This is a genomic window from Agromyces sp. C10, assembly GCF_023217995.1.
GTDB lineage: Bacteria > Actinomycetota > Actinomycetes > Actinomycetales > Microbacteriaceae > Agromyces > Agromyces indicus.
This window is the reverse complement of the sequence record NZ_JALPSX010000013.1, coordinates 38,026-64,273: the sequence shown is the minus strand read 5'-3', so window position 1 is coordinate 64,273 and position 26,248 is coordinate 38,026. Positions and strand designations below refer to the sequence as shown.

Annotated in this window: 26 protein-coding genes; 14 read left to right on the top strand and 12 right to left on the bottom strand. The window is 72.3% G+C overall.

Annotation, left to right across the window (positions count from 1 at the left end; all coding sequences use genetic code 11):
* The first annotated feature begins 45 nt into the window (after positions 1–45).
* Genes M1L56_RS16155 through M1L56_RS14580 form a run of 3 tightly spaced genes read left to right on the top strand, consistent with a single transcriptional unit; the run spans position 46 to position 2,127 of the window.
* A complete protein-coding gene (locus M1L56_RS16155; protein ID WP_248599780.1) occupies positions 46–621 on the top strand; it encodes a TetR/AcrR family transcriptional regulator in 576 nt (191 codons plus the stop codon).
* On the top strand, positions 614–1,357 hold the full coding sequence (locus tag M1L56_RS14585; protein ID WP_248599779.1) for an ABC transporter ATP-binding protein: 744 nt from the start codon (positions 614–616) through the stop codon (positions 1,355–1,357). Before M1L56_RS16155 ends, M1L56_RS14585 begins: the two co-directional genes overlap by 8 nt.
* The gene (locus M1L56_RS14580; RefSeq protein WP_248599778.1) at positions 1,354–2,127 is read left to right on the top strand and encodes an ABC transporter permease; all 774 of its coding nucleotides are present in this window, start codon (positions 1,354–1,356) and stop codon (positions 2,125–2,127) included. The genes M1L56_RS14585 and M1L56_RS14580 overlap by 4 nt, the downstream gene beginning before the upstream one ends.
* Positions 2,128–2,133: 6 nt before the next feature.
* Here M1L56_RS14580 and M1L56_RS14575 read toward each other — a convergent pair whose 3' ends face one another.
* The 4 genes from M1L56_RS14575 to paaI all read right to left on the bottom strand — a co-directional run bounded on the left by M1L56_RS14575 (position 2,134) and on the right by paaI (position 5,462).
* Positions 2,134–2,901: an SGNH/GDSL hydrolase family protein gene (locus M1L56_RS14575; RefSeq protein ID WP_248599777.1), complete on the bottom strand. Its 768-nt coding sequence runs from the start codon at positions 2,899–2,901 to the stop codon at positions 2,134–2,136.
* A 29-nt stretch (positions 2,902–2,930) separates the two neighbouring features.
* The gene (locus M1L56_RS14570; protein ID WP_248599776.1) at positions 2,931–3,557 is read right to left on the bottom strand and encodes a TetR/AcrR family transcriptional regulator; all 627 of its coding nucleotides are present in this window, start codon (positions 3,555–3,557) and stop codon (positions 2,931–2,933) included.
* 16 nt (positions 3,558–3,573) lie between these two features.
* Positions 3,574–4,836, bottom strand: coding sequence for a phenylacetate--CoA ligase PaaK (gene paaK, locus M1L56_RS14565; protein WP_082847121.1), 1,263 nt, complete (start codon positions 4,834–4,836; stop codon positions 3,574–3,576).
* 116 nt (positions 4,837–4,952) lie between these two features.
* Positions 4,953–5,462 carry a hydroxyphenylacetyl-CoA thioesterase PaaI gene (paaI, locus tag M1L56_RS14560; protein WP_231878589.1) on the bottom strand — a complete coding sequence of 170 codons (510 nt, stop codon included), beginning with the start codon at positions 5,460–5,462 and terminating at the stop codon, positions 4,953–4,955.
* 106 nt (positions 5,463–5,568) lie between these two features.
* On the opposite strand from paaI, the gene paaA reads away from it, so the two are divergent.
* From paaA to M1L56_RS14525, 7 genes are all read left to right on the top strand, one after another.
* Positions 5,569–6,540: a 1,2-phenylacetyl-CoA epoxidase subunit PaaA gene (gene paaA / locus M1L56_RS14555; RefSeq protein ID WP_067948101.1), complete on the top strand. Its 972-nt coding sequence runs from the start codon at positions 5,569–5,571 to the stop codon at positions 6,538–6,540.
* Positions 6,540–6,845, top strand: coding sequence for a 1,2-phenylacetyl-CoA epoxidase subunit PaaB (gene paaB, locus M1L56_RS14550; RefSeq protein WP_067948099.1), 306 nt, complete (start codon positions 6,540–6,542; stop codon positions 6,843–6,845). Before paaA ends, paaB begins: the two co-directional genes overlap by 1 nt.
* A complete protein-coding gene (gene paaC / locus M1L56_RS14545; RefSeq protein WP_248599775.1) occupies positions 6,842–7,699 on the top strand; it encodes a 1,2-phenylacetyl-CoA epoxidase subunit PaaC in 858 nt (285 codons plus the stop codon). Before paaB ends, paaC begins: the two co-directional genes overlap by 4 nt.
* 32 nt (positions 7,700–7,731) lie before the next feature.
* Positions 7,732–8,229 (top strand): 1,2-phenylacetyl-CoA epoxidase subunit PaaD, encoded by a 498-nt coding sequence (gene paaD / locus M1L56_RS14540; protein WP_067948148.1) that lies wholly within the window; start codon positions 7,732–7,734, stop codon positions 8,227–8,229.
* Positions 8,229–9,452, top strand: coding sequence for a 1,2-phenylacetyl-CoA epoxidase subunit PaaE (gene paaE, locus M1L56_RS14535; RefSeq protein ID WP_248599774.1), 1,224 nt, complete (start codon positions 8,229–8,231; stop codon positions 9,450–9,452). Before paaD ends, paaE begins: the two co-directional genes overlap by 1 nt.
* A 127-nt stretch (positions 9,453–9,579) precedes the next feature.
* Complete coding sequence (locus tag M1L56_RS14530) at positions 9,580–10,353, top strand: enoyl-CoA hydratase/isomerase family protein (RefSeq protein WP_248599773.1); 774 nt, start codon at positions 9,580–9,582, stop codon at positions 10,351–10,353.
* Between the two features lie 106 nt (positions 10,354–10,459).
* Positions 10,460–13,084, top strand: a complete 2,625-nt coding sequence (locus M1L56_RS14525; RefSeq protein ID WP_248599772.1) for a cell wall-binding repeat-containing protein — start codon at positions 10,460–10,462, stop codon at positions 13,082–13,084.
* 54 nt (positions 13,085–13,138) lie between these two features.
* On the opposite strand, the gene mnhG is transcribed toward M1L56_RS14525, so the two are convergent.
* The 6 genes from mnhG to M1L56_RS14495 are packed head-to-tail and all read right to left on the bottom strand — an operon-like array spanning position 13,139 to position 19,670.
* Entirely contained in the window at positions 13,139–13,537 is a 399-nt protein-coding gene (gene mnhG / locus M1L56_RS14520; protein ID WP_248599771.1) for a monovalent cation/H(+) antiporter subunit G, read from the bottom strand.
* Entirely contained in the window at positions 13,534–13,806 is a 273-nt protein-coding gene (locus M1L56_RS14515) for a monovalent cation/H+ antiporter complex subunit F (RefSeq protein ID WP_248599770.1), read from the bottom strand. Before M1L56_RS14515 ends, mnhG begins: the two co-directional genes overlap by 4 nt.
* Positions 13,803–14,591 (bottom strand): Na+/H+ antiporter subunit E, encoded by a 789-nt coding sequence (locus M1L56_RS14510; RefSeq protein WP_248599769.1) that lies wholly within the window; start codon positions 14,589–14,591, stop codon positions 13,803–13,805. The genes M1L56_RS14515 and M1L56_RS14510 overlap by 4 nt, the downstream gene beginning before the upstream one ends.
* Positions 14,588–16,204, bottom strand: a complete 1,617-nt coding sequence (locus M1L56_RS14505; protein ID WP_248599768.1) for a Na+/H+ antiporter subunit D — start codon at positions 16,202–16,204, stop codon at positions 14,588–14,590. The genes M1L56_RS14510 and M1L56_RS14505 overlap by 4 nt, the downstream gene beginning before the upstream one ends.
* Positions 16,201–16,653, bottom strand: a complete 453-nt coding sequence (locus tag M1L56_RS14500) for a sodium:proton antiporter (RefSeq protein ID WP_248599767.1) — start codon at positions 16,651–16,653, stop codon at positions 16,201–16,203. The genes M1L56_RS14505 and M1L56_RS14500 overlap by 4 nt, the downstream gene beginning before the upstream one ends.
* Positions 16,650–19,670, bottom strand: a complete 3,021-nt coding sequence (locus M1L56_RS14495) for a Na+/H+ antiporter subunit A (RefSeq protein WP_248599766.1) — start codon at positions 19,668–19,670, stop codon at positions 16,650–16,652. The genes M1L56_RS14500 and M1L56_RS14495 overlap by 4 nt, the downstream gene beginning before the upstream one ends.
* A gap of 98 nt (positions 19,671–19,768) precedes the next feature.
* Between M1L56_RS14495 and M1L56_RS14490 the strand changes: the two genes are divergently transcribed.
* Positions 19,769–20,617: a sulfurtransferase gene (locus tag M1L56_RS14490; RefSeq protein ID WP_248599765.1), complete on the top strand. Its 849-nt coding sequence runs from the start codon at positions 19,769–19,771 to the stop codon at positions 20,615–20,617.
* A gap of 6 nt (positions 20,618–20,623) precedes the next feature.
* Here M1L56_RS14490 and M1L56_RS14485 read toward each other — a convergent pair whose 3' ends face one another.
* Positions 20,624–21,442 (bottom strand): class I SAM-dependent methyltransferase, encoded by an 819-nt coding sequence (locus M1L56_RS14485; RefSeq protein ID WP_248599764.1) that lies wholly within the window; start codon positions 21,440–21,442, stop codon positions 20,624–20,626.
* A 110-nt stretch (positions 21,443–21,552) separates the two neighbouring features.
* Between M1L56_RS14485 and M1L56_RS14480 the strand changes: the two genes are divergently transcribed.
* From M1L56_RS14480 to M1L56_RS14470, 3 genes are all read left to right on the top strand, one after another.
* Positions 21,553–22,518: an FKBP-type peptidyl-prolyl cis-trans isomerase gene (locus M1L56_RS14480; RefSeq protein WP_248599763.1), complete on the top strand. Its 966-nt coding sequence runs from the start codon at positions 21,553–21,555 to the stop codon at positions 22,516–22,518.
* Between the two features lie 217 nt (positions 22,519–22,735).
* Complete coding sequence (locus tag M1L56_RS14475; RefSeq protein WP_067948075.1) at positions 22,736–23,152, top strand: hypothetical protein; 417 nt, start codon at positions 22,736–22,738, stop codon at positions 23,150–23,152.
* Positions 23,153–23,365: 213 nt separating this feature from the next.
* Positions 23,366–25,102 (top strand): alpha-glucosidase, encoded by a 1,737-nt coding sequence (locus M1L56_RS14470; RefSeq protein WP_248599762.1) that lies wholly within the window; start codon positions 23,366–23,368, stop codon positions 25,100–25,102.
* 9 nt (positions 25,103–25,111) lie between these two features.
* Here the strand turns inward: M1L56_RS14470 and M1L56_RS14465 are convergent, their stop codons facing one another.
* Positions 25,112–26,161: an LLM class flavin-dependent oxidoreductase gene (locus tag M1L56_RS14465; RefSeq protein ID WP_248599761.1), complete on the bottom strand. Its 1,050-nt coding sequence runs from the start codon at positions 26,159–26,161 to the stop codon at positions 25,112–25,114.
* Between the last annotated feature and the right edge of the window lie 87 nt (positions 26,162–26,248).

Sequence of the window (26,248 nt, the reverse complement as noted above, 5' to 3'; positions counted from 1 at the left end):
CATGCGCCTCTTGCCGGCACTGATGTTAGTGACTAACATTCCGCCGTGACCACGTCCTCGACCTCCCCTACTGACCGCCGGGCGCGCACGCGACAGCGCCTCATCGATCACGGGCTCGAGCTGATCGAGCGGCAGGGGTATGAGCAGACCACCGCCGCGCAGATCGCCGCGGCCGCGGGCGTGACCGAGATGACCTTCTTCCGGCACTTCGCCACCAAGGAGCAGCTCGTCCTCGAGGACCCGTACGACCCCTTCCTCGCCTCCGGCATCGGCGAGCAGCCGCGCGAGCTGCCCCCGCTCCGGCGCGCCGCGGCGGGCATCCTCGCCGTCTGGCGCTCGCTGCCCGAGCCCGAGCAGCCCGAGATCCGGCGGCGGGTGCGCATCGCAGCGCGCACGCCGGCGCTGCGCGGGGCGATGTGGCGCAGCACCGGCAGCACCGAGGCGGCGATCGTCGCGCAGCTCGTCGACGACGGCACCGACCCGCTCGATGCCCGGGTCGCGGCATCCGCGGTGCTCGCCGCCCTCGTGACGGGACTGTATGCGTGGGCCGACGGCGAGGTCGAGACCCTCGGCGCGGCGATCGAGCGCGCGCTCGCCGTGGTGGGAGCCGACCGTGACTGAGGCGACGACCGCGGCGCGACTCGAGGCGAGGGGACTCGTCCGCCGGTTCCGCGGCGATGCCGGCATCCGCGGGATCGACCTCGACGTGGCGGCCGGCGAGATCCACGCGCTCGCCGGGCTCAACGGCGCCGGCAAGACGACCCTGCTGCGGTCCGTCCTCGGCATGCTCCGGCTCGACGCGGGCCGCGTGCGCCTGCTCGGCCACGACATGGAGCTCGCGCCGCCCGAGGCGTGGTCGGCGGTCGGTCACCTCGTCGAGCAGCCGTTCGCCTATCGCGAGCTCGACGTGGCGACGAGCCTCGCTGCGGTCGCCCGATTGCGGGGCGTGCCCCGCGGCGACGTGCGCGAGGTCGTCGAGCGCGGCATCGCGGCCCTCGGCCTGCAGGGCCTCGAGCGTCGACGCGTCGGCGAGCTCTCGCTCGGCAACCGCCAGCGCCTGGGTCTCGCCGCGGCGCTGCAGCACCGGCCGCGGCTCGTCGTGCTCGACGAGCCGTCCAACGCGCTCGACCCGGCCGGCGTCCTGCTGCTGCGCGCCGAACTGCTCGCGCTGGCCGCCGACGGCGCGGGCGTGCTCGTCTCGAGCCATCACCTCGACGAGGTCGCGCGCGTGGCCGACCGCATCACCGTCGTCAACGCCGGCCGGGTGGTGGGCGCCCTCGACCCCGCCGGAGCCGACCTCGAACGGGCGTTCTTCGCGCGGGTGCACGCCGACGACCTCGAACGGAGCGGGACATGACCGGCTCGCGACCCCTGCACGGGATCGGCACCGCGATCGCCGTCGAGGCACGGAAGGCCGTGGCGTCGCGGGCGCTGCAGGGCATCACGGCGTTCCTCGTCGTCGGCATCGTCGTGCTCGCGGTCGGAGCCGCGGCGGGCGCCGCCTCCGGTGACGAACGGCTCGCCGCGAAACTCGGACCGCTCGCGGGCGCGGGCGGCTGGAACGGTCTGGTCGGGGTCGTCGCGCAGGTCGAGTCGGCGGCCGCGCTGCTCGGCTTCGGCGTCGCCCTGAGCTGGCTCGTCGGCCGCGAGTTCGCCGACGGCACGGTCGCCGGGCTCTTCGCCCTGCCGATCCGGCGGTCGACGATCGCCGTCGCCAAGCTCGTGGTCTACTTCGCGTGGGCGGCGACCGTGGCGGTCCTCCTGACGGGCGCGGTCGCGGTCGCGGGGCTCGCGCTCGGGCACGGCGTGACGGATGCCGCGGCGTCGCTGCTGCGCATCCCGGCCCTCGCCGTCCTCACCGCGCTCATCGCGACCCCCGCCGCGTGGGCGGCGACGGCGGGCCGGGGCCTGCTCCCCGGCATCGCCGCGACGGTCGCGCTGATCGCCGTGGCCCAGGTGCTCGCGGTCGTGGGGGTCGGCGGGGCCATCCCGTTCGTCGCTCCCGCACTCTGGGCCATCGAGCCGGATGCCGCGACCGGCTGGGGCCTCGCGCTCGTGCCCGTCACCGCCCTCGCCTTCGCCGGGCTGTGCGCGCGGGCGTGGTCGCGGCTGCAGCTCGATCGCTGACGGAGCTCAGCCGGCGTACGACTCGATGACCGCGGCGAACCGCGCGGCGATGAACGCGTACCCGGCGTCGTTCAGGTGCAGGCCGTCGCCCGCGTCGAACCGGACCGAGTTGCGCTCGTTGATCCACGCGTCCGGCAGCTTCGGGTCGACGAAGGTCGCGCCCGCCTCGTCGGCGCCCTCGCGGATCGCGGCGAGGCGCGCGCTGCGCTGCACGCCGAGCGCGAGCGGCTCGAGCGGTCCGAACACCACGATCGCGGCATCCGGCCAGCGCTCGCGGGCGGCCTCGACGGCCTGCTTCGTCGCGACGACCTCCTCGCGGTGCGGGGCGAGGAAGTCGTTGAGCCCGCCCTGGAGCACGATGACGTCGTACTCCGCGCCGGTCGCCGCGTGCGCCTCGATGCGGTCGCCGAACGCCAGGCCGGTGCGACCGTCGGAGGCGACGCCCTTCGTGAAGCCGGTGCCGCCGACCGCGTCGATCGTGGCGCGCCACGACAGCGCGTCGGAGGCCGTGCGCGCCCAGCCGGCGTCGGGCTTGGAGGCGCCGACGCCCTCCGAGAACGAGTCGCCGATGATCAGCGCGGTGGGCTCGTCGGGCAGCGTCGAAAGCGGATCGACGGGCGCCCGCTCCTCGGGCGGGAGCTCCGACGAGGCGAGCGGGTCGGCCACCACGGCCACGCCCACGCCGGCGCCGAGCATGGTCCCGATCACCAGGGTCGCCGCGACCCGGGTGATCGCGAGCGCGCGCGATCGTACGGGGCGAGGCTGGTCGGGCACGGATCGATGGTAGAGCACTCGGTTGGGCGTCAGCCGCCCAGCACGGCCTCCCGCTCGGCGGCGGGGACGCGGAGCCCGTCGAGCGCGACCGCGATCACGTCGTCGGCGAGCCGGGCCGCGTCCTCGCGGCCGCCGGGCCGGTACCACTCGACGATCGAGTTGATCATGCCGAACAGCAGGCGCTCGACGATGCGGCCGTCGATGTCGGTGCGGAGCGTGCCCTCGGCCTGCGCCGTCTCGACGAGCGCCATCACGCGGCGGTCGAACGCGCGCCGGCGGGCGAGGGCGGTCCGCTCGATCTCGGTGTTGCCGCGCACGCGCAGCAGCAGCGTCACGTACGGCAGCTGGTCGACGAGGACGTGCACGGCGCCGCGCAGCACGTGGTCGAGCCGGTCGGCCGCGCTGCCCTCGGACGCGCCGGACTCGTCGAGGACGCCCTCGAGCGCCCCGAGGGCCTGGTCGAGCGCGCGCTCGAGGATCTCGTCCTTCGAGGCGAAGTGGTGGTAGATCGCCGACTTCGACAGGCCGAGACGGTCGGCGAGCACGCCCATCGACGTGGCGTCGTAGCCGTACTCGTTGAACGCGGCCACCGCGACCTCGAGGATGCCCTGCTGGTCGTACCCCGGCCGTCCGCGCCGCGCCCCGTTCTCCGTCATCCGCTTCAGTCTCGCATCACCGGGGCTCGCGCAGGTCGTACACGCGCTTGTACTTGCCCTCGCTGCGGGGGAGCGCACCCGGCTCCTCGAGCTGGACGCGCACCGACGAACCGACGAACTCCTTGATGCGGCCCGCGAGCACGACCGTCGCGGCCTGGCAGGCCTCGACGGGCAGGTCGGGGTGGCGCTCGATCCGCACCGTCATGTCGTCCATGTGGCCGGTGCGGGTGAGCTCGAGGATGAAGTGCGGCGTGAGGTGCTCGATGCCGAGCACGAGCTCCTCGATCTGCGTCGGGAAGAGGTTCACGCCGCGCAGGATGATCATGTCGTCGTTGCGGCCCGTGATCTTCTCCATGCGGCGCATGCCCGGGCGGGCGGTGCCGGGGAGCAGCCGGGTGAGGTCGCGCGTGCGGTAGCGGATGACCGGGAAGGCCTCCTTGGTCAGCGACGTGAACACGAGCTCGCCGCGCTCGCCGTCGGGCAGCGGTTCGCCCGTGTCGCCGTCGATGATCTCGGGGAGGAAGTGGTCCTCCCAGAGGTGGGGGCCGTCCTTCGCCTCGACGCACTCGTTGCCGACGCCGGGGCCCATGACCTCGCTGAGCCCGTAGATGTCGACGGCGTCGATGCCGAGACGCTCCTCGATCCGGCGGCGCATCTCGTTGGTCCACGGCTCGGCTCCGAGGATCGCGGTCTTCAGGGTCGTCGAGCGCGGGTCGATGCCCGCCTCCTCCATCGCGTCGGCGATGGTGAGCAGGTAGCTCGGCGTGCACATGATGGCGTCGGGCTCGAAGTCGCGGATGAGCTGCACCTGCCGCGCCGTCTGGCCGCCCGACATCGGGATCACGGTCGCGCCGAGCTTCTCGATGCCGGCGTGCGCGCCGAGGCCGCCCGTGAACAGGCCGTAGCCGTAGGCGTTGTGGACCTTCATGCCGGGCCGCACGCCGCTCGCGCGGAGGCAGCGGGCGACGAGCGTCGCCCAGCGGTCGAGGTCGGCGTGCGTGTAGCCGACGACCGTGGGCCGGCCGGTCGTGCCGGAGGACGCGTGGATGCGCGCCACGCGGTCCATCGGCACGGCGAACATGCCGAACGGGTAGGTCTCGCGCAGGTCGGCCTTGGTCGTGAACGGCAGCTTCGCGACATCCGCCAGCGTTCGGATGTCGTCGGGGTGCACGCCGTGCTCGTCGAACTTGCGGCGGTACAGCGGCACGTTCTCGTACGCGTGGCGCACGGTCCATTGCAGCCGCTCGAGCTGGAGCGCCTCGATCTCGGCGCGCGACATGCGCTCCTCGGGGTCGAGCTCGTCGGGCGACGCGGGCACGAGGCCCGACACGGTCGGGCGGGACTCGGCGGGGGTCTGCGGAAGGGTCGTCGTCGACACGGTGGCTCCCGGGTGGGTCAGAGGGTGCGGTTGGTGGTGATGGAGCGGCCGCGGAACTCGGCGACGGCGTCGCCCTGCTCGTCGACGACCGTCACGTCGTAGAGGCCCGTGCGCCCGCTGCGTGCGCGGCGCACGGCGGTCGCGGTGAGCGTCTGCCCGGCGACCGTGGACTTCAGGAAGGTGATGTCGGCGCCCGCGGCCACGGTGACCTGGTGGTCCTCGTTGCAGGCGATCGCGAAGGCCGTGTCGGCCAGCGTGAAGACGAGCCCGCCGTGGGTGATGGCGAAGCCGTTCGTCATGTCCTCCCGCACGCGCATGGACACCACGGCATGGCCGGGGTCGTCGCGCTCGACGACCATGCCGAGCGACGCCGAGGCGAGGTCGCGCTGCATCATGGCGCGGTTCGGGCGAGCGGATGCCGCGGCATCCGCCTGCTCGCCCGCCGGCCGGCCGGCGTCGTGGCGTTCGGTCGCGACATCCGTCATGCGCTGCTCCTCGTCGAGTGCGTGGGGATCGCCGTCGGTCATGTTGCCGAGGCGCTGGACACGAGCTTATACTAACTGAACGATCGGTTGGTAATGTCGGATGCCACGGCACCCGCCGCCGCCGGTCCCGAGAGCATTGGAGTCGACGATGACCGCACCCGCCGATCTGAGCGTGGTCGAGGACGAGGCCGCCCAGGCCCGCTTCGACGAGCTCATCGCCCAGGACTCGCGCATCGAGCCGCGCGACTGGATGCCCGACGCGTACCGCAAGACGCTGATCCGGCAGATCAGCCAGCACGCCCACTCCGAGATCATCGGCATGCAGCCCGAGTCCAACTGGATCTCCCGCGCCCCGAGCCTCAAGCGCAAGGCGATCCTCATGGCCAAGGTGCAGGACGAGGCGGGCCACGGGCTCTACCTCTATTCGGCGGCCCAGACGCTCGGCATCGGCCGCGAGGAGATGATGCAGCAGCTCATCGAGGGCAAGGCCAAGTACTCCTCGATCTTCAACTACACGACGCCGACGTGGGCCGACATGGGTGCCATCGGGTGGCTCGTCGACGGCGCCGCGATCTGCAACCAGGTGCCGCTGTGCCGCGCCTCCTACGGCCCCTACGGCCGCGCCATGGTCCGCATCTGCAAGGAGGAGTCGTTCCACCAGCGGCAGGGCTTCGAGATCCTGCTCGAGCTCATGCAGGGCACGCCCGAGCAGCGCGAGATGGCACAGGACGCGGTCGACCGCTGGTACTGGCCGAGCCTCATGATGTTCGGCCCGCCCGACGACCAGTCGCCGAACTCCGCCCAGTCCATGGCCTGGAACATCAAGCGCTTCTCCAACGACGAGCTGCGCCAGCGCTTCGTCGGCATGCTCGTGCCGCAGGCCGAGGTGCTCGGCGTCACCCTGCCCGACCCGAACCTGAAGTGGAACGAGGCGGAGCAGCGCTACGACATGAGCGAGATCGACTGGACCGAGTTCCACGAGGTCCTCGCCGGCCGCGGCCCCGCCAACGCCGAGCGGCTGCGCCGCCGGCGCGAGGCCCACGAGGAGGGCGCCTGGGTGCGCGAGGCGGCCGCCGAGTACGCCCGCAAGCAGGCCGCGAAGCAGAAGGCGGTGGCGTGATGTCGACCCCCGGTGAGACCGGCACCGAGGCCTGGCCCCTCTGGGAGGTCTTCGTGCGCGCCAACCGCGGCCTGAGCCACGTGCACGTCGGATCGCTGCACGCACCCGACGCCGACATGGCCGTCCGCAACGCGCGCGACCTCTACACCCGCCGCAACGAAGGCGTGTCGATCTGGGTCGTGCCCGCCGACGCGGTCACCACCAGCGACCCCGACGCCAAGGGCGCGTTCTTCGAGAGCCCGGCCGGCAAGAACTACCGGCACGCGGTGTACTACACGAAGTCCGAAGGGGTGAAGCACCTGTGAGCGCCGAGACCGACCTCGACCCGCACGGCGAGGTCACCGTCGACCGCGTCGCGCTCGCCGAGGAACTCGCGGGCGCCGAGGCGAGCGCCGGCCACGCGGCATCCGCCGACGTCGCCGAGGTCGCCCTGCGCTACGGCGACGACGCCCTCGTGCTCGCCCAGCGCCTCGGCGACTGGATCACGCGCGCCCCCGAGCTCGAGGAGGACGTCGCCCTCGGCAACATCGCCCTCGACCTGCTCGGCCACGCGCGCTCGCTGCTGCACTACGCCGGCACGCACGACGGCCGCAGCGAGGACGACCTCGCGTACTTCCGCGACGAGCCCGAGTTCCGCAACGCGTGGCTCTTCGAGCAGCCGAACGGCGACTTCGCGCACACCATCGCGCGCCAGCTGTTCGCGTCGACCTACCTCGTCGAGCTCTACCGGCACCTCGAGCAGTCGATGGATGCCACGCTCGCGGCGATCGCGGCCAAGGCCTCCAAGGAGGTCGACTACCACCGCGACCACGCCGTGCAGTGGACTCTGCGCCTCGCCGGCGGCACCGACGAGTCGCGCCGCCGCATGATCCGCGCCGTCGAGCAGACCTGGCCGTACGTCGACGAGCTGTTCCGCGACGACGAACTCGCCGAGCGCCTCGCCGCCGAGGGCGTCGCGCCGCTGCCGTCGTCGCTGCGGCCCGCGTTCGACGCCGTCATCGACCAGGTCTTCGCCGAGGCCGAGCTCACCCGCCCCGAAGGGCGCCTCGCGTTCGTCGTCGGCGGCCGCGGACGCCAGGGCGGGCACACCGAGCACCTCGGCCCGATGCTCGCCGAGATGCAGGTGCTCGCCCGGTCGCACCCGGGAGCGTCGTGGTGACCGGGACCCCCGAGGCATCCGTCGCCCGCCCGGTGCCGAGCGACCCGGCCTCGCGCGCCGCGTGGGAGGTCGCCGCCACGGTGACCGACCCGGAGGTGCCGGTGCTCACGATCGAGGACCTCGGGGTGCTGCGCTCGGTCGCCGTCGACGACGACGGCGTGCACGTCGAGCTCACGCCCACCTACAGCGGCTGCCCCGCGATGGACGCCATGCGCGACGACGTCGTGCTCGCGCTCACGCACGCGGGCTACGACCACGTCGACGTGAAGCTGGTGCTCTCGCCCGCATGGACCACCGACTGGATGAGCGAGTCCGGCAAGGAGAAGCTCCGGACCTACGGCATCCAGGCGCCGTCGGGACACGCGCCCGTGCGCGGGGGCGGGCCGATCCGCCTGCAGATGGCGGTCAAGTGCCCGCGCTGCGACTCCCTGAACACCCGCGAACTCGCCCGCTTCGGCTCGACGTCGTGCAAGGCGCTCTACGAGTGCCGCGACTGCCTCGAGCCCTTCGACTACTTCAAGGTGCTCTGATGGCCGCGATCAACCTGGGCTCCACCGGAGCCCCGACCCGCCCTGCCGGCAGCGCCGCCGGCGCCCTCGAGACGGATGCCGCGATCGCCGACGCGTTCCTCGCGAGCGCGGTCGGCGGCGACACCGCCCCGAAGCGGCGCCGCGCCCGGTTCCACTCGCTCGAGGTCGCCGAGGTGCGCCCGCTCACGGACGACTCGGTCGAGGTGACCTTCGCGGTGCCCGACGAGCTCGCCGACGACTACACCTACCTGCCCGGCCAGTACGTGGCGCTCCGGCGCGAGTTCGACGGGCACGAGCTGCGCCGGTCGTACTCGATCTGCCGGCCGCCGGTGCGCGGCAGCGTCTCGGTCGCGATCAAGCGCGACCTCGGCGGCCGCTTCTCGACGTGGGCGAACACCGAGCTCGCCGCGGGGGACCGCATCGACGTGATGAGCCCGCAGGGCACCTTCACCTCGGGGCTCGCGTCGCTCGACGGCAAGCACGTCGTGGGTATCGCCGCGGGCTCCGGCATCACGCCGCTCATGGCGCTCGCCCACACCGTGCTCGCCCGCTCGGACGACTCGCGGTTCACGCTCGTCTACACGAACCGGTCGACGCGCGACGTGATGTTCCTCGAGGAGCTCGCCGAGCTGAAGGACCGCTACCCGTCGCGGCTCGCGCTGCACCACGTGCTCTCGCGCGAGCAGCGCACCGCGCCGCTGCTGTCCGGACGCATCGACGCGGAGAAGCTCGAGCGCATGCTCGACGCGCTCATCCCGCCGGCGACGGTCGACGAGTGGTTCCTGTGCGGGCCGTTCGAGCTCGTGCAGCTCGCACGCGACACCCTCGAGGCCCGCGGCGTGCCCGTCGGCCAGGTGCGCTACGAGCTGTTCACGACCGACGCCGACCGTGCCACCGAGCCCCGGCAGGGCCGTCCCGTCGTGGTCGAGCGCGGCGAGAAGACGGTCGAGATCGAGTTCACGCTCGACGGGCTGTCGTCCACCGTCGAGAGCCCGATGAGCGCGAACGAGTCCATCCTCAACGCGGCGCTGCGGGTGCGCGGCGACGTGCCGTTCGCGTGCGCGGGCGGCGTGTGCGGCACGTGCCGCGCGCGAGTCGTCGACGGCAGCGTGAACATGACCGAGAACTACGCGCTCGAGCCCGACGAGCTGGAGCGCGGCTACGTGCTCACCTGCCAGTCGCACCCCACGTCGGACCGCGTCGTGGTGGACTACGACGGGTAGCCCCGCGACATCTGCTGCCCGCCCCACCCGCAGCACCCGCGACCGCGCGATTCCGCGACGAGTGCGCAGGCCAGCACCCGCGCGACCGTCGCGGAACCGCGCACTCGATGAGGAGGAGAGAGACACGATGATCGAGCTCGAGATCCGGGACGGCGTGGCCGAGGTGGTGCTGAACGCGCCCGCGAAGCTGAACGCGCTGGGCGAGGCGGCGCTGCGCGACCTCTCCGACGCGTACGAGCAGGCCGAGTTCGCGGGCGTCCGCGCGCTCGTGCTGCGCGGCGAGGGGCGCGCGTTCTGCGCCGGCCGCGACATCGCGGGCGTCGACCCGCGCGACGACGACGTGCAGGGCTACCTCGGCGGCATCGTCGAACCCCTGCTGAAGCGGATGTCGCGCTTCCCCGCGCCGACCTTCGCGGTCGCCCACGGCGCATGCCTCGGCGTCGGCCTCGGGCTGCTCATCGCGAGCGACATCGTCTACGTCGCCGACACCGCGAAGATCGGCTCGCCGTTCAAGAACCTCGGCGCGACGCTCGACTCGGGCGGCCACGCGCTGTTCTACGAGCGCCTCGGCGCGCACCGCACCATGGACCTCATCGTGACCGGACGCCTCATGTCGGGCGCCGAGGCCGTCGCTGCCGGCCTGTTCTCGCACGTCTTCCCGGCCGATGAGGTGACGGATGCCACGCGCCGGGCCGCCCACGAGGCGGCATCCGGCCCCACGCAGGCCTTCATCGCGTCGAAGCGGCTCATCGCCGACCTGCGCGACCACCGGCACGGGCTCTGGTCGTCCATGTCGGACGAGAACCGCGCCCAGGCGGCACTCTGCGACACCGACGACTACCGCGAGGGATTCGCCGCGTTCCAGGAGAAGCGGCCCCCGCACTTCACCGGTCGCGGCTGAGCGGATCGAGCCCCGTTCTGGGGGAAGACCGGGTGAAACAACCTCCGTAGCATCGCGAAGACGGCACGGCTGCCCGAGTCGGGCCGACACCGGAGACCCGATCGCCATGAAATCCTTCTTCGCATCGCTCGCCGCGATCGTCATCACCGCGGCCACCCTCGGCGCCGCGCCGGTCCCCGTCCCCGTCCCCGCGCACGCCGGTCCTGCCGAGGCGGCCGGCCCGCTCGTCGCGGCCGCCGGGCCCCCACCCGTGAACCGGATCGTCCGCGAGAACCGGTTGGCGGGGCACTCGTCCTGGCAGATCCCGTGGTCGGGGTACTCGCTGTCGACCGACCGCGACCTCGCCGTGAAGGCGTACGCGACCAAGGTCAGCATCGACAACGGCGAACAGGTCGACTTCCGGGTGCACGTCGCGTCGGCCGGGTCGGTGCGGTACGACGTGTACCGACTGGGCTGGTACCAGGGCCTCGGCGGACGTCGCGTCACGGGCGGCACCTTCAACGGCATCTCGCAGCCGGCGTGCACGACCGCCATGCCGGTGGGCATGGTCACGTGCGACTGGCGCACCCTGCTCACCGTGCAGACGACGGAGGACTGGACGAGCGGCGTCTACGCCGTCGTGTTCACCCGCGGAACCAAGCAGACCTACGCCTCGTTCGTGCTCCGCGACGACGGGGCGACCGGCAAGCTCGTGCACGTCCAGCCGTCGTTCACGTACCAGGCGTACAACAACTTCCCCGACAACGGGAGCACCGGCAAGAGCCTGTACAGCTACAACTCGTACGGCGCCACGACCGCCGCCGGGTCGACGGCGGCAGCGAAGGTGAGCTTCGACCGACCGTACGCCAACGCCGGCGCCTCGTTGATCATGGCCGAAGAGGCGCCGATGATCCGCTACGCCGAGTCGCGCGGTTTCGACATGACCTACGCCACCAACCTCGACCTGCACCGCAACCCGTCCCTGCTCAACGGGCAGCAGGGCATGGTCTCCGTCGGCCACGACGAGTACTGGACGAGCGAGATGTTCACCGCCGCGGAGACCGCCCGGGACGCCGGCGTCGACCTCGCCTACCTCGGCGGCAACAACATGTACTGGCAGGTGCGAGTCGAGCCCTCGGCCTCCGGCGCGGCCGACCGGGTCGTGGTCTGCTACAAGAGCGCCTCGCTCGATCCCGTGAAGGGCGCCACGAGCACCGTGCTCTTCCGAGCCATCCCACGACCCGAGCAGCCGGTGATCGGGCAGATGTGGCCGACCGGCGACGGTACCGGCCTCGTCGGGCCCAACGCGTCGTGGATCGTCCGGACCCCGGAGCACTGGCTGTACCGCGGCACCGGCCTCGCGAACGGCTCCGCCATCCCCGGGATGGTCGGTATCGAGGCGGACCGGCGGCACACCCAGTACCCCGCGCCCACCGTGAAGAGCGGGACCACGCAGGCGGTGCTCGCGCAGTCGCCGTTCACCGCCCGCAACGGCCAGCGCGGCCTCCACGAGTCGACGCTCTACCAGGCGCCGTCCTCGGCGATCGTCTTCTCGGCCGGGACCCTGAACTACACGGGCGGTCTCATGGGCGGCAACATCAGCCCCCAGCCGACGGTCCGCACGATGACCACCAACCTGTTCACCCGCTACAGCGGCATGGCCCTCGATGCGACGACCGACCGGGCCGGCGGGAGCGACCGGTACGCCACCGCGGTCGCCCTCGCGCAGCGCGGCTTCCCGAACACCGGGGTCCCGGTGGTCTACCTCGCCACCGGCGCGACGTTCCCCGACGCGCTCGCGGCCGGCGCGGCCACGCGCGGCGAAGGCCCGGTGCTGCTCGTCCCCGGCTCGAGCATTCCGCAGAACGTGCTCGACGAGCTGGCACGACTCAAGCCCGCGAAGCTCGTGGTCGTCGGCGGTCCGACGATCGTGACGGACGCGGTCGTCGCGCAGGCCTCGGCGGCAGCCGGCGTCACCGCCGTCCGCGACTCGGGTCCCGACCGCTACGCGACGGCCGCGAAGGTGTCGCAGCGCGCGTTCTCGCCGGGCGTCCCGGTGGCGTACGTCGCCTCGGGCGCCGACTTCCCCGACGCGCTCTCCGCGGGCGCCGCTGCCGCGCAGCTGGGCGGCCCGGTGCTGCTCACGGCCTCGACGTCGCTGCCCGCCGCGACCAAGACCGAGCTCGATCGGCTGAACCCGCAGCGGATCGTCGTCGTCGGCTCGGCCGGTGCGGTCTCCGAGAGCGTGCGCACCTCGATGACGGCGTACGCGTCCCAGGTCATCCGGCTCGGCGGTTCCGACCGCTACGAGACCGCGGCCGCCGTGGCGCGCGACCTCGTGGCCGCGGGCGGGGCGAACATGGTCGGCGTCGCGACCGGCCTGAGCTTCCCTGACGGCCTCGCCGCCGGTCCGGTCGTCGCGGCGAACGGCGGCGTGCTCATGCTCGTCGGGTCGGCGCTCACGCCGACGGTCGCCGAGGAGATCGTCCGTGGCGATCCCCGCGTCGTGCTCCTCGCCGGTTCCGAGGGCGTCATCTCGGCGTCGGTCGCGTCGGGCATCGCCGGACTGTTCTCACCGCCGGCGATGAGCAGTCCGAACATCGCCCTGAAGTCGGTGCCGAACGACCCGAGCGTGCCCGACACGGGTCCGCAGGACGAGACCATCGTGTCGCCGGAGCTGCGACCGGAGCTGCCGTGGCTCGACACGCCCGCCGCCGAGCACCGGCCGGAGCAGGCCGGCGGCGGCGGCTGACCCGCAGCCGGCGCCGACCAGCGCGGCCGTCGCGCGTCACGGCGGATCGGACCGTCAGCGCGTCGGGCCGTCCTCGCGGGCTTCGTCCGACTCGTGCGGGCGCTCCAGCTCGTGCTCGTGCTCATCGATGTCGCGACCGAGGTCGTCCTCGATGAGGAGGTCGCGCCGCACGTGGTCGCTGCGGTAGGCCGCGCGTCCCAGCATGTGGGCGGTCATCGGCTGCGTGAGCAGCTGGAACGTCATGATGAGGACCGCCGTCGACACGACGCCCCACGTCGGCACGCGGAGCACGATCGCGAGCAGCACGACCGCGAGGCCGAGCACCTGCGGCTTGGTCGCGGCGTGCAGCCGCGTCGGCACGTCCGGGAAGCGTAGGATGCCGATCCCTGCTGCCATCGACAGGAATGCGCTCAGGAGGATGAGCCCGCCGACGCCGACCTCGTAGCCGGTCATGAGGCATCCTGCTTCGCGACGAATCGGGCGATCGCGATCGAGCCGACGATCGCGAACATGGCGAGGACGAGCAGGACCACGAGGGTGTCGGTGTGTCGGTTGATCGCCATCTCGGCGGCGAGGCCGCACATGGCGATCGCAAGGATCACATCGGTCGCCAGCGCACGATCGAGGATCGACGGCCCCCGGATGATGCGGACCACGGCGGCGATTGCGCCGACGCCGAACATCGCCCCCGCGATGAGGCCGATCACGGTGAGCCCGGTCATCGCGTTCCTCCGTTCCGGTCGTCCGTGTCGCGTCGGTCCGGCTCGTCACGACTGCGCGCCCTGCCGTGACCGTCGCCGTCGCCGCGCAGCTCGGTCGCCGCGTCGTGCTCGGCGAGCGGATGCCGTTCCGCGGTCTCCGACGGCGCGAGCGCGCGCGCGAGGCCCGGACTGATGCGTCCGGTCTCGCCCGCCTTCCGACGTCGTCGCGCCTCGTGCACCGCGCGAGCCTGCGCGCGCGTGCCGATCGCGAGCACGATGCGCTCCTCGGTCGCGAGGACGCGCTCGCGCGTCCGACCGATGTCCGCGGCAGTACGGGTGCCAAGCGCATGCAGGTACAGCAGCCCGCGCTCCCGGTCAATGTCCATGACGACCGTGCCCGGCACGACTGAGATCGCCTCGGCCGTGAGCGTGGTCACCAAGTCGGAACGCGTGAGCAGCTGGACGTCGACGATGGAGTTCATCGGCTGCCATGTGGGCCAGACCGCCTTCAGCGCGACCTGGATCGAGGCGATCACCACGTCGAACATCATCCGGAGGCCGAGCAGCAGCCCGCGCCACAGGTTGAACCGTCCGCTGAGCAGAACCGGAGGAAGGTAGAGCGCTCGCGTGACCGCGATCGCCAGAGCGAGGCCCGTGACGACGGTGAGCACGTCGACGTGGTCCCAGAGGAAGACCCAGAGCACCACGAGGCCGAGCAGTAGTGGCGCTTGGCGCCACACCGCCTCCCACCGAGAGAACTCGTCGGGCTCGTGCGTGCCGCGCTCGCCGGCGACGTTTGTCGTCATTGGACCACCTCGGGGAAGACGAGCGAGACGTACACGCCCGGATCGCGGAGGTTCTCGGCGGCTCGGTCGGCGAGGTCGAAGAGCGGACCGGCGAAAACGGTGAGCGCGAGCGTCAGCAGGACGAGGGCCGTCGTGGCGGCGACCATGAGGCGCGGGGTGGTGCGCGTGGCGACGAGGGTCGCGCCCGCCGGCGCCTCCTGCATCGAGTCGATCATCGCCGATCGGTAGCCCTCGACATCGTCGTTCGGACGCCAGAACGCGAGGTTCCAGAATCGCGCGAGGGCGTAGAGCGTTACGAGCGAGGTCGCAGTGCCGACCGCCACGACCACCCAGATGAGCCAGTCGGGACCGGGGGAGGAGGCGCCCACCGTCTGCGACACGGCCGTGCCGTTCGCGGCGTCGGCCCCGGAAACGAAGAGCCCCACCTTGCCCAGGAATCCCGAAAACGGCGGGATGCCGCCCAGATTCATCGCCGGCACGAAGAACAGCACCGCGAGCACCGGCGAGGCGTTGCGCAGGCCGCCGAGCCTCGTGATCGACGTGGCGCCGCCGAACCGCTCGATGAGTCCGGTGGTGAGAAACAGCGTGGTCTGGACCGTGATGTGGTGCACGACGTAGTAGATGGTCGCGGCCAGCCCGGCGACGCTCGCCAGCCCGATGCCGAAGATCATGTACCCGATGTGGCTGACGAGCGTGAATGAGAGCAGTCGCTTGATGTCGGCCTGCGTGAGCGCGCCGAGGATTCCGACGGCCATCGTGAGGCCGCCCACTACGAGGAACAGCGTCGTCAGGTCGCTCTCGGGGAAGATGACGGTCTCGGCGCGGATGATGGCGTACACGCCGACCTTCGTGAGCAGACCCGCGAACACGGCCGTGACCGGCGCGGGTGCCGTCGGGTACGAGTCGGGCAGCCAGAACGACAGCGGGAACACCGCGGCCTTGATGCCGAACGCGATGAGCAGCAGAAGGTGCAGCATGAGCTGCACGTCCTGGGGGAGCTCGGCGATGCGCACCGACAGCTGGGCGATCGTCGCCGTGCCGGTGGCGCCGTAGATCAGCGCGATCGCGCTGAGGAAGAACAGCGACGACATCAGGCTGACGATGATGTAGGTGATGCCCGCGCGGATCCGCTCACCCGTGCCGCCCAGGGTGAGCAGCACGTAGCTCGCGGAGAGCAGGATCTCGAACCCGACGTAGAGGTTGAACAGGTCGCCCGCGACGAACGCGTTGAAGACACCGGCCGACAGGATCAGGTAGGACGGGTGGAAGATCGACACCGGGGTCTCGCGATGCTGGTCGGCGATGCCCTGCCCCACGGCGTACACAAGGACGCCGAGGAGCATCAGCGCTGAGATGATGATCATGATCGCACTCAGTCGGTCGACCACGAGCACGATGCCGAACGGCGCCGGCCATCCGCCGACCTCGACCGCGATGCCAGTGCCGGACGCGTCGACCTCGGCAAGCAGCACCACCGCGATCGTCGCGACCGCGGCCAGCACGCTCGTCGAAACGGCCATCTGCGCCCGACGGTGCCGGCCGAGGATCAGCGCGACCGCTGCGCCGAGCATCGGCAGCAGCACCATGAGCGGAACGAGGGCGTCGACCGTCATCGCCGCACCTCCTCGTCGCTCGCGTCGAGCACGTCCTGCACGGCGCGGTCGTCGTCGGCCGTGCTGCGGATGAGGTCGGCGGTCTCCTCGGCGTCCTCCTCGGCGTCCTCCTCGTCGCCGATGATGTCGCCCTGGGAGCCGAGCTGGGCGAGCCACCAGGTGCGGTAGACGAGCGCGAGCATGAACGCGGTGAGGCCGAGGTTGATCACGATCGCGGTGAGCACGAACGCCTGCGGGAGGGGATCGGACAGCTCGGACTCGTCGACGCCGTCGACGAGCAGGGGTGCCAGGCCGGGCGCTCCAGCCATCGAGAACATGAACAGGTTCACACCGTTGCCCACGAGCAGGAAGCCGATGAGCACGCGGGTCAGGCTGCGCTCGAGCATCACGGCGACGCCGCAGCCGAACAGCACGGCGGCGACGATCACGAGGACCAGGGTTGGAGTCATGCCTCGGCCCTCCCGGGTCCGGTGGCGCCTGCGGGGTCGGCGGGCAGGTCGGGGTCGCGAACGGGTCGTGTGGGGTCGGCCGGCTCGGCGGGGTCGGCAGGGACCGCATCCTCACCGGCCTCGTCGATCTGCCGGTCGATCTCGGCGCCGAGCGTGCGAAGGATGTCGAGCACCAGCCCGACGACGATCAGGTAGACGCCGATGTCGAACAGGGTCGAAGTTCCGACGGAGATGAGCCCGAGCACGGGTACCTCGGTCTCGAACCATGCCGACTGGAACACCGTGGCCCCGAACAGCAGCGGAGCCGCGGCGGTGCCGGCGGCGAGCAGCAGGCCGGCCCCGAGCACGCGGCCGGCGTCGACGGGCAGCGCCTCGCCGAGCTCGTAGCGCCCGCCCGCGAGGTAGCGCGCGACGAGCGCGAGCCCCGCGACCAGCCCGCCGGCGAAGCCGCCGCCGGGGGAGCTGTGCCCCACGAACAGCAGGTAGATCGAAACGACGATGGCGGGGTGGAAGAGCAGTCGCACAAGCACCTCGAGGAGGATCGAGCGGTTGCGCGGCGAGATCGTGCGGCCCGCGAGGAGCCACGTTTGCCGGGTCGCTGCGGCCTCGGCCGCCCTATCCGTCTCGCCCTCGACATCGGCGAGCCGTCGCCGCGGTGCGCGCATCGCGTCGGCGGGCTCGGGGAGTGGCCGCAGACGGTCGCGCGGAGCGCGGGAGTCGAGCCGTGGCGCGCCGCCGGTGCGCCCCGAGACGAAGATGAGACTCGCGACGCCCGTCGCCACCGCGACCAGCACGGACACTTCGCCGAGGGTGTCCCACGCGCGGATGTCGACGAGCAGACCGTTCACGATGTTCTTGGCGTGCGCCTCCAGTGACAGCGGCGGCAGCCCCTCGGAGATCGGCGCCCGCTCGCGGGCGCCGAGCGCGACCACGCCGACGACGCCCATCACCACGGCGGCGAGCGCGCCGATCGCTACGCGCACCGGGACCTTCACCGTCGAGGCGCGGCTCTGGATGTTCCGCGGAAGGCGACGCAGGACCAGCACGAACACCACGATCGTGATCGCCTCGACGAGCCCTTGCGTCAGCGCGAGGTCGGGCGCGCCGCCGGTGCCGAACAGCACCACGAGCCCGAAGCCGGTGACGCCCGCCAGCAGAGCTGCGGCGAGCCGCTGTCGCACCAGCACGACCGCGATCGCGGCGACGACGATCACGAACCCGACCATGGGCTGCGCGGGCTCGTCGGCGAAGCGCACGTCGGAGGGCCAGCTGTGGTTCATCAGCGCCGCGCCGCCGACGCCGAGGATGAGCACGCTCACCGTCACGGCGAGGTAGCCGGGCAGCCCGCCGGACTGGATGAAGGTGGTGAGCCAGGCGGCGAACCGGTCGACCCCGCGCACGATCCGCAGGTACCCGCGGCCGGCCTCGAATGTGTCCGGCAGCGCCGCCTGCGCGCGCGCGACCACGGCGCGGCGCCATACCATGAGCGCACCGAGCGCGTAGACGCCGAGCGAGATGAACAGCGCCGGTTCGAACCCGTGCCAGAGCGCCAGCTTGTATTCGGTCGGGCCGGGCAGGCCGACGGATGCCGCGGTGATGAGCGGCTCGATGGCGGCGACGCCGATCGACGCGGCGAGCGAGGTCACCGCGAGCACGCCGGGTGCGACCGCGATGAGCGGCGACTCGCGGTGAAGCGGCGGCTCGGGCACGCCGGGCTTGCGACCGAAAGCGCCCATCACGAACCGCGCGCTGTACGCGACGGTGAGCACCGAGCCGATGATCGCCGCGACGAGCCCGACCCACGCCCAGGCGCCGCCCTCGGCGCCGTAGGCGAGTTGGGCGTGGAACACCGTCTCCTTCGCGACGAACCCGAGCACGGGCGGCAGCCCGGCCATCGAGGCGGCGGCGACCGTGGCGATCGCCGCGATCCAGGGCATGCTGCGACCGAGCCCCGACAGCTCGCGCACGTCTCGCGTGCCGGTCGCGTGGTCGATGATGCCGACCGTGAGGAACAGGGCCGCCTTGAAGAGCGCGTGCGCGAGCAGCAGGGCGCCGGCGGCGAGCTGGCCGTCACGGGTGCCGATCGAGGCGACGAGCACGAGGAAGCCGAGCTGGCTCACCGTGCCGTAGGCGAGCAGCAGCTTGAGGTCGGTCTGCCGCAGAGCGCGCCATCCCCCGACGAGCATCGTGAACGCGCCCAGGCCGATGAGCAGCGGATGCCACACGGCGAGCTCCGCGTACCCCGGCGCGAGCCGCATCACGAGGTACACGCCCGCCTTCACCATCGCCGCGGCGTGCAGGTAGGCGGACACCGGCGTGGGAGCGGCCATCGCGGCCGGGAGCCAGAAGTGGAAGGGGACGAGCGCGCTCTTGGAGATGGCCCCGACGAGCACCAGGGCGATGCCGACCTCGCCCGCGACGCCGCCGACCGGGTTCGCGACGAGTTCGGCGAGCGACGTCGTGCCGCCCGCGACGGTGAGCACGACGAGGCCGACGAACATCGTGAGGCCGCCGAACACGGTGACGGTGAGGGCCTGCAGCGCGGCGCCACGGCTCTCGCGCTTGGCGGAGTCGTGGCCGATGAGCAGGTACGACAGCACGCTCGTGAACTCCCAGAACGTGAACAGCACGTACACGTCGTCGGCCGTGACGAGGCCGAGCATGACGCCCGCGAAGCCGAGCAGCAGGGCCGCGAACCGTCCGAGGTGGGGCTCGTCGTCGCGGAAGTACCAGGTGCAGTAGAGCAGCACGAGCGCGCCGACGCCCGTGACGATCAGCGCGAGGAGCAGCGAGAGCGGGTCGAGCCGGAACGACAGCGAGATGTCGAGCGCCTGGATCCACGGGATGCGCTCGGTGATGACGCTTCCCTCGGCGGTGACTGGCACGTGCCAGAGCAGCCACACGAAGACGCCCGCGGGCACCAGTGCGATGACCGCGAAGATGCGGCGACCCAGCGCCCGCGCTGCGAACGGGGTGACGACGGCCACGAGCCCGAACAGGACGAGCGACAGGATCATCCACCCTCCCGCCTCGCATCGACCGATCCAGTCCCATCATTCTATCGGAGGCACGTGTGAACGGATGCCGGGAGCCCCCGGACTGCGAGGATGGCCGCATGCACGTGCTCATCGACGCCGCCGACCTCGCCGCCCGGCTCGGGGACCCCCGCACGGTCGTGCTCGACGTGCGGTGGACCCTCGCCGAGCCCGACGGGCGCGACGCGTACCGCGCGGGGCATATCCCGGGCGCCGTGTACGTCGACCTGGACACGGAGCTCGCCGACCACTCGGCGACCGGCGAGGGGCGGCATCCGCTGCCAGGCGAGGCCGCGTTCACGGCGGCCATGCGGCGCTGGGGCCTGCGCGACGGCGACCTCGTCGTGGCGGTCGACGACGTGGGCGGCATGTCGGCGGGCCGAGCCTGGTGGCTGCTGCGGCACGCCGGATGGCGCGACGTGCGCCTGCTCGACGGAGGCCTCGCCGCGTGGCGCGAGGCCGGCCTGCCGCTCGAGACCGGCGAGGTCGTGCCGGACCCGGGCGACGCGACGGCCCGCTTCGGCGGCATGCCCGTCGTCGATCTCGACGAGGCCGACGCGCTCGCGTCCGCCGAGGCGGGGGTGCTGCTCGACGCCCGCGCGGCCGAGCGGTACCGCGGCGAGGTCGAGCCGATCGACCCGCGCGCCGGGCACATCCCCGGCGCGGTGTCCGCGCCGACGACGGGGAACCTCGGTGCCGACGGGCGGTTCCTGCCCGCCGAGGTGCTGCGGGATCGGTTCGCGGCGCTCGGCGCCGACGGGCGGCATCCGCTCGCCGTGTACTGCGGATCGGGGGTCAACGCGGCGCACCAGGTCGCCGCGCTCGCCGTCGTGGGCCTCGACGCCGCCCTCTACCCGGGCTCCTTCAGCCAGTGGTCGAACGTGCCCGAGCGGCCGGTCGCCGCCGGACCCGAGCCGGGCGGCGACTGACGTCCGTCAGTCCGCAGGCCGATGGCCCACGGCGATGAGCGTGGTGAGGTCGACCGTCGCGGGGCCGCGGGACAGGCCGGCGACGTACCGCTCGCGGACCGCCTCGCGCGACTCGTCGTCGAGCCCGCCGATGAACGCGCGGAACCCCGTGCCGAGCACGAGGCGCCAGGCCAGCTCGGGATCGAGGTCGAGGTGACGCGGCACCACCTCCGCCCGAACCTCGGCGAGGCCGCGCTCGGTGAGCCAGTGGGCGAAGTTGCCGGCGGTGTCGGCGCCCACGATCGTGGCGCGGCGCGCGTCGTCGAAGCTCGGCACGCGCTCGTCGTCGGTGGGCAGCGCCTCGGCCAGGAGTTCGCCGATGCGGTCCATCGCGCCGGTCGCCCACACGGTGAACACGGCGCGGCCGCCGGGTCGCACGCACTCGACGAGATGCCGCGTGCCGGCCGCCGGATCCTCGAAGAACAGGATGCCGAGCACGCACTGCACGAGGTCGTAGCCCGTGTACGGCCACGTCGTGACGTCGCCCACCTGGGGGCGCAGCTGCGGCATCCGCTCGCCCGCGCGCTCGCGCATCATCTCGACCAGCGGTTCGGCCAGGTCGACCGCGTCGACCACCCCGCCCGGCCCCACGAGCTCGGCCGTCGGCAGGGCCGACGCGCCGTCGCCGGCGCACGCGTCGAGCACGCGCTCGTCGAAGCGGGGCTGGGAGCGGAGCACCGTCGCGCGCGAGATCGGGTTCCAGATCACCTCGTCGAGTTCGGCGAACGCCTCCCATCCGCCTCGGAACGACGTGATGAAATCGGGCTCGGCCCTGACATCCCCCATGTGCACATTGTGGTGCCCACCGGCCGATCCGTGAAGACTCAGCAAACGGAAAGCGGATTGCGTGCAGACTGGAGGGCGACTTCGCTCCCCGATCGAAACGAGAATTCCTCATGAACCGTGCCCTGCGTCGAGGTGCGCCCATCGCGCTGGCCTCCGTGACCGCCCTGCTCCTCGCCGGTTGCGCCGGAGACCCCGCCGAGCCCGAGCCCACCGCCTCCGAGGAGGCCGCCGCGTGCCTCGAGGTCGACGCGGGCGAGCAGAGCGACGCGGTCGAGGTCGAGGGCGAGTTCGGCGCCACCGCCACCGCATCGTTCGAGACGCCGCTCGAGGCCGAGGAGCTCCAGCGCACGCTCGACATCGAGGGCGACGGCGACGTGACCGCCCCCGGCGACGAGGTCTCCGTCGTCGTCACCGCGTTCAAGGGCTCGACCGGCGACCAGGTCTTCTCGCAGCCCACGTCGCTGACCATCGGCGACGGCTCGCTCTACGAGGGCTTCCTCGCGGGCGTCGACTGCGTGCCGATCGGATCCCGCGTCGTCACCGTCGCGCCCGCGGCGTCCGTCTACGGCGAGCAGGGCAACGAGTCGATCGGCGTCGAGCCCGGCGAGACGCTCGTCATCGTCACCGACGTGCAGGACGTCGTCGAGGCCGAGGACCTGCCCACCCCGAGCGAGTGGACCGAGAACGTGCCCGAGGTCGAGTTCGACGGCGACGGCGTGCCCACCGTGACGATCCCCGACACCGAGCCGCCGGCCGACTACCAGCTCAAGGTGCTCGAGGAGGGCGACGGCGACACCGTCGAAGCCGGCCAGGTCGTCTCGCTCCACTACCAGGGCCTCAACTGGGCGACGAAGGAGATCTTCGACCAGAGCTTCGGCAACGAGGACCCGGCGCGCTTCGGCACGGGCGACGTCATCCCGGGCTTCGGCGGCGCGCTCGTCGGCCAGAAGGTCGGCAGCAAGCTCATCGTCACCATCCCGCCGGCGCTCGGCTACGGCGAGGAGGAGTCCGCGAACGGACTCGGCGGGCAGACGCTCGTGTTCGTCGTCGACATCATCGAGGTCCGCGACAACTGACCCGACGCGTCGTCGACGCCGCGCCCGCGGCATCCGTTCATCGCAGCGGATGCCGCGGGCGTCGTCGTTCGCGGCCGACCTCGCAGGTGCGCCACAGCGATATCCCCGCGGGTATTCAGGTGCAGCCACGAGGCTGGGAATGCCCCGGTCAGGGGTGATGTTGTACCTGTATCCGGGACCGACCCGACCCGACCCGGTTCCGGCGATTGGAGGACACGTGGGCATCAGCTACGTCGAGTTCGAGGACGAAGCCGGCATCCTGCGTCGCTACCGCAAGCACGTCAACGGTCGTGGCCTCGTCGCCACGACCGCGAAGGTGGATCCGACGGCGTTCGTCGACCCGACCGCCTACGTCGATCCGGGCGCGCAGGTGCAGCGCGGAGCCGTCATCTCGCACGGCGCCTGGATCGAGCAGGACGCGATCGTCGCCGAGAAGGCGACCATCGGCGTGAACGCGCACGTCGGACGCGGCGCCGTCGTCGGACGCTTCGCGGTCGTCGGGCCGTACGCGGCCGTCGGCGCGAACGCGCGCGTGCAGAACGGCGCCCGGGTCCCGCGCGAGGCGCACGTCGCCGAGGGCGGCGAGCACCGCGCGTCGGGCGACGACCTGCGCCGGCTCGGCCTCGCGGCCTGACCCGCCGCGGCGCGGCGCGCCACCGCCGCACCGCCGCACCCCGACCCACCCGATGCCCCGGGCCCCGCGCCCGGGGCATCGTCATGTCCGCGCGGTGCCTTCGCGGGACGTTCCGCGATCTGCAGGACGCGACCCGGCGTTCGCGTCCGACATTCCACCGCACGTCCTGCACTGCGGGGTGACGCCGGGGCGCCCGGCTGGAAGGATCGGGGCATGGGGAACGAGATCGCACCCGAGTGGTGGAAGTCGGCCGTCGTGTACCAGGTGTACCCGCGCAGCTTCCAGGACTCCGACGGCGACGGCGTCGGCGACCTCCGCGGCATCATGCAACGGCTCGACCACCTCGAACGCCTCGGCGTCGACGTGGTGTGGCTCTCGCCCGTCTACCGGTCGCCGCACGCCGACAACGGGTACGACATCAGCGACTACCAGGACATCGACCCGGCGTTCGGCACGCTCGCCGACTTCGACGAGCTCCTCGCGGCGATGCACGCCCGGGGCATGAAGCTCGTCATGGACCTCGTCGTCAACCACACCTCCGACGAGCACGCGTGGTTCGTCGAGTCGCGGTCGAGCCGCGACAACCCCAAGCGCGACTGGTACTGGTGGCGCCCGCCGCGCGAGGGCACGCAGGGCGGCGACCCCGGTGCGGAGCCGACGAACTGGGAGTCGTTCTTCTCCGGTCCCACGTGGGAGTGGGACGAGGCGACCGGCGAGTACTACCTGCACCTGTTCGACGTGAAGCAGCCCGACCTGAACTGGGAGAACCCGGAGGTCCGGGAGGCCGTCTACGAGATGATGCGCTGGTGGCTCGACCGCGGCGTCGACGGCTTCCGGATGGACGTCATCAACCTCATCTCGAAGCATCCGTCACTGCCCGACGGGCCCGTTCGGGACGGCAAGCGGTACGGCGACGGCGGCGCGTCGTACACCAACGGCCCGCGCCTGCACGAGTTCCTGCAGGAGATGCACCGCGAGGTGTTCGACGGGCGCGACGGGCTCATCACGGTCGGCGAGACGCCGGGGGTGACGCTCGACGAGGCGATCCTGTTCACCGACCCGGCCCGCCGGGAGGTCGACATGGTGTTCCAGTTCGAGCACGTCGGGCTCGACCACGGCATCAGCAAGTTCCGGCCCCGGCCGCTCGAGCCCGGCGAGCTCGCGGCATCCCTCGTCAAGTGGCAGGAGGGCCTGCACGACGTCGGCTGGAACAGCCTCTACCTCGAGAACCACGACCAGGCGCGGTCGGTCAGCCGCTTCGGCGACGCCGACGAGCACTGGTACGCCTCGGCGACCGCGCTCGCGACGATGCTGCACCTCATGCGCGGCACGCCGTACGTCTACCAGGGCCAGGAGCTCGGCATGACGAACGCGCCGTTCTCGGTGATCGACGACTACCGCGACGTCGAGTCGCTGAACGCGTACGCCGAGGAGGTCGCGAGCGGCACGGCCGTCGCCGACGCCCTGTACGGCCTCAGCCTCATGAGCCGCGACCACGCGCGCACCCCGATGCAGTGGGACGCCTCGACCAACGCGGGCTTCACGTCGGGTACACCGTGGCTCGCCGTGAACCCGAACCACGACCGCATCAACGCCGCCGTGCAGCTCGGCGACCCGGGCTCGGTGTTCGAGTACCACCGGCAACTCATCGCCCTCCGGCACGAGCGGCCGGTGGTCGCCCACGGCTCGTTCGAGCGAGCGGATGCCGGGCACCCGGCGATCCTCGCCTACGAGCGCGTGCACGGGGCCGAACGGCTGCTGGTCGTCGTGAACCTGACGTCGGTCGAGCACGACCCCGTGTTCCCCGACGAGGTCGCGGCGCGCTGGGGGACGGGCGCGGGGGAGCCGGGCGACGTGCCGATCCTGACCAACACGATCCCGGACTCGCCGGCCCCGTTCGACGCGCCGCTGGCCCCCTGGGAGGCCCGCGTCTACGCCGCCGGCGCCTGACGCGTCGCCTCAGGCGGCGAGACCGGCGGCGAGCAGCTCGAGGGTGCGGGCGCGGCCGGACGCGGCATCCGCCGGCTCGTCGGCGCGCGACCCGGCGACGGGCGCGATCATGACCTCGTCGACGCCGTGCCGTTCGGCGAGGGTGCGCACCGCGGATGCCGCGGCCTCCGCGTCGGCCACGACCCAGCGGGGTCGCATGCGCGCGATGACCTCGTCGGCGTCGGAGTCGCGCGGCGCCGCGAGCGCCTCGTCGACGGTCTCGAGCGGGCGCATGGGCCGGTTGAGGCGCAGCCGCGCCATCGAGCGCAGCTGGGGCAGCGCGAGCTGCTCGGCCTCGTCGGCGGTGTCGGCGACCACCGCGTTCAGCGTCAGGATCGTCTGCGGCGACGGATGCCGCTCGCTCGGCCGGTACTCGGAGCGATACAGCTCGAGGGCCCGCTCGAGCCCCTCGCCCGAGAAGTGGTTCGCGAACACGTACGGCAGCCCCAGCTCGGCCGCGAGCCGCGCCGAGTAGTCCGAGCTGCCGAGCAGCCACAGCTCGGGCACCGCCGTCGCCGCAGGGGTGGCCTGGATCGGGTACTCGCGCCCGCTCGTCAGCCGCAGCGTCGCCCCGTCGGGGGAGAGCAGGCTCAGGATGTCGGCGACATGGTCGGGGAAGCGGTCGACATCGGCCGTCGGCCCAGAGATGCGCAGCAGTTGCGTGATCACCGGGTCGCTGCCGGGCGCGCGCCCGATGCCGAGATCGATGCGCCCCGGCGCGAGCGCCTCGAGCGCGGCGAACTGCTCGGCCACCACGAGCGGCGCGTGGTTCGGCAGCATCACGCCGCCCGACCCCACGCGGATCCGCTCCGTGCGCGCGGCCGTCGCGGCGATGAGCACGGGCGGCGTCGTCGAGGCCACCGCGGGCATGTTGTGGTGCTCGGCGAACCAGTAGCGGGTGAAGCCGAGGCGGTCGGCGACCTGGGCGAGGGCGACGGATGCCGCGACGGCATCGGCCGACGTCTGGCCGCTCCGCACGGGCACGAGGTCGAGCACTGAGAGACGGGGTGTGAGCAGCATCCCTCTCCCCAACCGGGCCGGTCGCGCGGGTATTCCGGACGGCGAACCGCGACCGGAAGCACGGGATAACCCTGAGCCGATCCGGGG

Bases quoted from the DNA above. Each gene is read 5' to 3' on its own strand.
- paaB (WP_067948099.1), top strand. From the start codon at position 6,540: ATGTCGACCCCCGGTGAGACCGGCACCGAGGCCTGGCCCCTCTGGGAG.
- M1L56_RS14530 (WP_248599773.1), top strand. From the start codon at position 9,580: ATGATCGAGCTCGAGATCCGGGACGGCGTGGCCGAGGTGGTGCTGAAC.
- M1L56_RS14515 (WP_248599770.1), bottom strand. From the start codon at position 13,806: ATGACCGGGCTCACCGTGATCGGCCTCATCGCGGGGGCGATGTTCGGC.
- M1L56_RS14470 (WP_248599762.1), top strand. From the start codon at position 23,366: ATGGGGAACGAGATCGCACCCGAGTGGTGGAAGTCGGCCGTCGTGTAC.
- M1L56_RS14580 (WP_248599778.1), top strand. From the start codon at position 1,354: ATGACCGGCTCGCGACCCCTGCACGGGATCGGCACCGCGATCGCCGTC.
- M1L56_RS14490 (WP_248599765.1), top strand. From the start codon at position 19,769: ATGCACGTGCTCATCGACGCCGCCGACCTCGCCGCCCGGCTCGGGGAC.
- M1L56_RS14525 (WP_248599772.1), top strand. From the start codon at position 10,460: ATGAAATCCTTCTTCGCATCGCTCGCCGCGATCGTCATCACCGCGGCC.
- M1L56_RS14505 (WP_248599768.1), bottom strand. From the start codon at position 16,204: ATGACGGTCGACGCCCTCGTTCCGCTCATGGTGCTGCTGCCGATGCTC.
- paaE (WP_248599774.1), top strand. From the start codon at position 8,229: ATGGCCGCGATCAACCTGGGCTCCACCGGAGCCCCGACCCGCCCTGCC.
- paaI (WP_231878589.1), bottom strand. From the start codon at position 5,462: ATGACCGACGGCGATCCCCACGCACTCGACGAGGAGCAGCGCATGACG.
- paaK (WP_082847121.1), bottom strand. From the start codon at position 4,836: ATGTCGCGCGCCGAGATCGAGGCGCTCCAGCTCGAGCGGCTGCAATGG.
- M1L56_RS14465 (WP_248599761.1), bottom strand. From the start codon at position 26,161: ATGCTGCTCACACCCCGTCTCTCAGTGCTCGACCTCGTGCCCGTGCGG.
- M1L56_RS14510 (WP_248599769.1), bottom strand. From the start codon at position 14,591: ATGACGACAAACGTCGCCGGCGAGCGCGGCACGCACGAGCCCGACGAG.
- M1L56_RS14570 (WP_248599776.1), bottom strand. From the start codon at position 3,557: ATGACGGAGAACGGGGCGCGGCGCGGACGGCCGGGGTACGACCAGCAG.
- paaA (WP_067948101.1), top strand. From the start codon at position 5,569: ATGACCGCACCCGCCGATCTGAGCGTGGTCGAGGACGAGGCCGCCCAG.
- M1L56_RS14500 (WP_248599767.1), bottom strand. From the start codon at position 16,653: ATGACTCCAACCCTGGTCCTCGTGATCGTCGCCGCCGTGCTGTTCGGC.
- mnhG (WP_248599771.1), bottom strand. From the start codon at position 13,537: ATGACCGGCTACGAGGTCGGCGTCGGCGGGCTCATCCTCCTGAGCGCA.
- M1L56_RS14485 (WP_248599764.1), bottom strand. From the start codon at position 21,442: ATGGGGGATGTCAGGGCCGAGCCCGATTTCATCACGTCGTTCCGAGGC.
- M1L56_RS14480 (WP_248599763.1), top strand. From the start codon at position 21,553: ATGAACCGTGCCCTGCGTCGAGGTGCGCCCATCGCGCTGGCCTCCGTG.
- M1L56_RS14495 (WP_248599766.1), bottom strand. From the start codon at position 19,670: ATGATCCTGTCGCTCGTCCTGTTCGGGCTCGTGGCCGTCGTCACCCCG.